This window comes from Promicromonospora sp. AC04 (assembly GCF_003058225.1).
Lineage (GTDB): Bacteria > Actinomycetota > Actinomycetes > Actinomycetales > Cellulomonadaceae > Promicromonospora.
On the sequence record NZ_QBUG01000020.1, the window covers coordinates 1 to 3,603 of the forward strand.

Annotated in this window: 2 protein-coding genes; both read left to right on the plus strand. The window is 68.2% G+C overall.

Translation table 11 applies throughout. The features are described 5' to 3' along the window. The first annotated feature begins 103 nt into the window (after positions 1 to 103). The gene (locus tag C8K30_RS29990; RefSeq protein WP_199230771.1) at positions 104 to 1,324 is read left to right on the plus strand and encodes a tyrosine-type recombinase/integrase; all 1,221 of its coding nucleotides are present in this window, start codon (positions 104 to 106) and stop codon (positions 1,322 to 1,324) included. Positions 1,325 to 1,439: 115 nt separating this feature from the next. Further along, positions 1,440 to 3,603: site-specific integrase (locus C8K30_RS29995; RefSeq protein WP_233257577.1), on the plus strand; the 2,164-nt coding region annotated here is incomplete at its 3' end.

Genomic DNA, 3,603 nt, shown 5'->3' on the forward strand with positions numbered 1-3,603 from the left:
TGGTGAGTTATCTGCACCATCGGCGTGGTGTCGGTACCCACGACGCCGCACGTTGATAAGCCGGTAGTGCAGTTCCTGACTGGCGACCTGCGAGGAGCTTGGCGTGAGCGGCATCATCCCAGAAGACCCGGTTCGGCGTGGCCTTCGGTCCGGTGAGATCGAGTTGGCGCGGGTGGGTCGGATTGACGTCGGGTCGGGGCCAGAGGAGCCCTACCTGGTGCTCGACGAGGATGGCGACGTCGTCGAGGCCGTGAGCGCGTGGGTCCGGTTCATGGCTGTCGGTGACTACAGTCCTCGCACGATCCGATCGTATTGCCACGCTGCCCTGCGGTGGTTCCGGGTTCTGTGGCAGCTCGACGTCCGCTGGGAACGGGCTACAGAGGCGGAGACAGTCACTCTGGTCGGCTGGCTACGGGTCGCCCCGAACCCGCAGCGGCGCCGGAAACCTGGAGCCGTCGCTGCGGTGAACCTCAAAACTGGCAAGCCGAATCTTGGGCTCGGGTACGGCTCGGCGACGATCAACCTCACGCTGGCGGCCGTTCGAGGGTTCTATGACTTTCACGCGCACTGGGCGCACGGCCCTGTCGTGAACCCGGTCCCTCAGTCGCCGGCGCGCCGTCGGGCTCTTGCGCACCGCAGCCCACTCGAGCCGCGCCAGGCCCATCGGCGGGGCGCCTACCGGCAGCGTGCGCAGCGGGCGGCACCACGGTCGATTCCGGACGCGATGTGGGATCAGCTGTTCGCGCAGCTGCCCTCGGACCGGGATCGGGCCTTGATCGCCTGCTACGTCAGCTCAGGCGCGCGGGCCGAGGAACTGCTCGGCGCGACCGTCGAGGACGTGGACTGGGCAGGCCAGCGCGTGTCGGTCGTCTCGAAGGGTTCGCGCGAGCGGCGGATGGTTCCGTTGTCGCCGGAGGCGCTGACCTGGCTCGGACGCTACCTGCGGACATTCGAGGGACCGGTCGCCGGGCCACTGTGGAGAACGAGGCGTGGTGAGTCGCGTCCGCTCACGTACGGCGCCGCTCGACGCGTGATTCAGCGTGCGAATGACGCGCTCGGCACGAATTGGACGTTGCATGATCTCCGGCACACTGCGGCAATCCGGATGGTCAGCAGCGGAGTGCTGACCATGCCTGAGGTGCAGGTCGTGCTGGGCCACGCCGATCTGAGGACCACGAGCATCTACACGGTGCCCCGCATCGAGGAGATCATCGACAAGATGCAGGACCACTATGCCCAGCCGGCGCCACTGTCGCGGAGGTTCGCGCCGGGGTACGCCGATGAGGACGTTGCGATCGTCTTCGGAGCCGGCGCCGATGAGTAGAGCATCGGTCTCCACGACTGGCATCTGGACGCGACGGGACGCGCCACAGGACGGCAACGACCGCGAGCCTTTCGTGCATGAGGGGCCCGCCCGGCGGCGCTGGGGACAGGCCAACGTGGTCGAGCCGAAGGCCCCTGAGCCTGACCTGCCGCAGCCGCACGGTGACCTGAGCGCGGCGCCGGTCGAGGATCTGATCGCTGCGGCCTGTTCGGTGCTTCCGCGCTCGGCCGTTCAGCTCGAGAAGCGGGGACGGTCGATCCGGCGTCTGGCCGAGCATCTGAGTACGTTCCCGGGCGTGACCTGGCAGCAGCGGTGGGAGGCGAGCGGCTGGGAGTCGTCGGCGACGTCGCTCGCGTCGTTGAACCCGTCGCCCACTGCGAGCTGGACGATGACCAGTGGATTCTCGTGGCTGGTCGCGCTCCGGGTGCTCGTGCCGTCGTTGCGTGTGCTGCAGCGGACCGCGGTCTCGGACTTTGCCACGATCTTCATGGCCAGCCAGCGCGACGACAGCCTCGCGTCCCTGGCCGGGCTCATCGAGGCAGCCCCTGTCAGCGTCGCGATGCGCAACCGAGCTCTGACCGAGCTCGCATACATGCTCACCGCTCAGGCCATCCCGGCCTCCGCCATCATGCCCGCAGGGATCATGCACTTTGGTGTAACCCTGCAAGAGGCGAGCACGGCCCGCGACAAGCACGAACGCAAGCTTGCAGGCTCGCTGATCTGGCAGGTGCTGGCCGACGCCGGGCGGTTCCCTGATGACACCCCCGTGACGATGCGGCTCGCCACCGTGGGCGGTCGCAAGACCGTGACCGAGCTCGTCGACACCTACAGCGTCAGGGATCCAGTGGTGCGCCAGTTCCTCATCGACTACGTGACCCATCGCGCGGCGCTCGGGATGGACTACGGCACCGTGTCCAATCTGGTGCGTTCTCTGGTGCGCAACTTCTGGTGCATCGTCGAGCGGGTCAACCCCGGCCAGCGCGACCTCGACCTGGACGAGGCGACGTATGCCGCGTGGCGCGCCGAGGTGGACACGGTGGACACCCCGGAAGGGCGGCGCCCTCGACGGAGCATCTGGGACCTGCTCATCGCGGTGCGTGCGCTCTACCTCGACACCCAGAGCTGGGCGGTCGAGGACCCAGCACGGTGGGGACCGTGGGTTGCGCGGTGCCCGATCCCGCCCATCGCCAGCAAGGGCTACGGCGCAGGTCGCCGCCGCCTGGCCGAACGCATCACCGACCGGACTCGGGCCCGGCAGCCGATGCTGGATCTGCTCGTCGACCAGGTCACCGCCGACCGCGAGCGGATGCGTGCGCTGCTCGAAGCGGCCGGAGCCTCGACCGAAGCCGAGTTTGAGGCCGACGGGACCTGGTACGTGCGTCTCGTCGAGACCGGTTCGTTGAACGCGGGGATGTATTCGCAGAAGGGCCCGCGTGCGCGCCGAGGCGCAGCCATCGAACCGCCGCAGCAACAGGCCACGTTGCGCGTGCGGCGCGCGGATGGTGGGCCGGTGATCGACGTCGAGGCCGCCGAAGGGCGGGCGTTCTGGACCTGGGCGGTCATCGAGGTGCTGCGACTGACCGGTATCCGGCACGAGGAGCTGCTGGAGCTCTCGCACCTGTCGGTGAGGCAGTACCGCCGCCCGAACGGTGAAATCGTCGCCCTCCTCGTCATCGCGCCCTCGAAGTCAGACCGTGAGCGGGTGATTCCCATGTCGCCCGAGCTCCTGCATGTCATCGCCCAGATCATCGGTAGGCATACCGGCCAGCTCGGCGCCATCCCTCTCGTGCGGCGATGGGACCCGTACGAGCGTCAGCACAGTGATCCGCTTCCGTTCCTGTTCCAGCACAGCGCCGGGCAGGTACGGGGCGTGATGAGCCCGACCCTGATCGCCAAACTCATCCGGACCGCGTGCGAGCAGGTTGCCGTCGGTCGGCCGCAGTTCGACGGGGTGACGTTCACGCCTCACGATTTTCGGCGCCTGTTCGCGACCGACCTGGTGAACAACGGGCTGCCGATCCACATCGGTGCCGCGCTCCTCGGTCATGCCAGCCTGCAGACGACGCGGGGGTATGTCGCTGTGTTCGACGAGGACGTGGTCCGGCACTACCAGTTGCACCTGGCCCGGCGCCGTCAGTTGCGCCCGGACGACGAGTACCACAAGGAGTCCGAGGCCGAGTGGCGGGAGTTCGAGGAGCACTTTGACAAGCGCAAGGTCGAGCTCGGCGCCTGCGGGCGACCGTACGGGACACCGTGCGCGCATGAGCACGCGTGCGTGC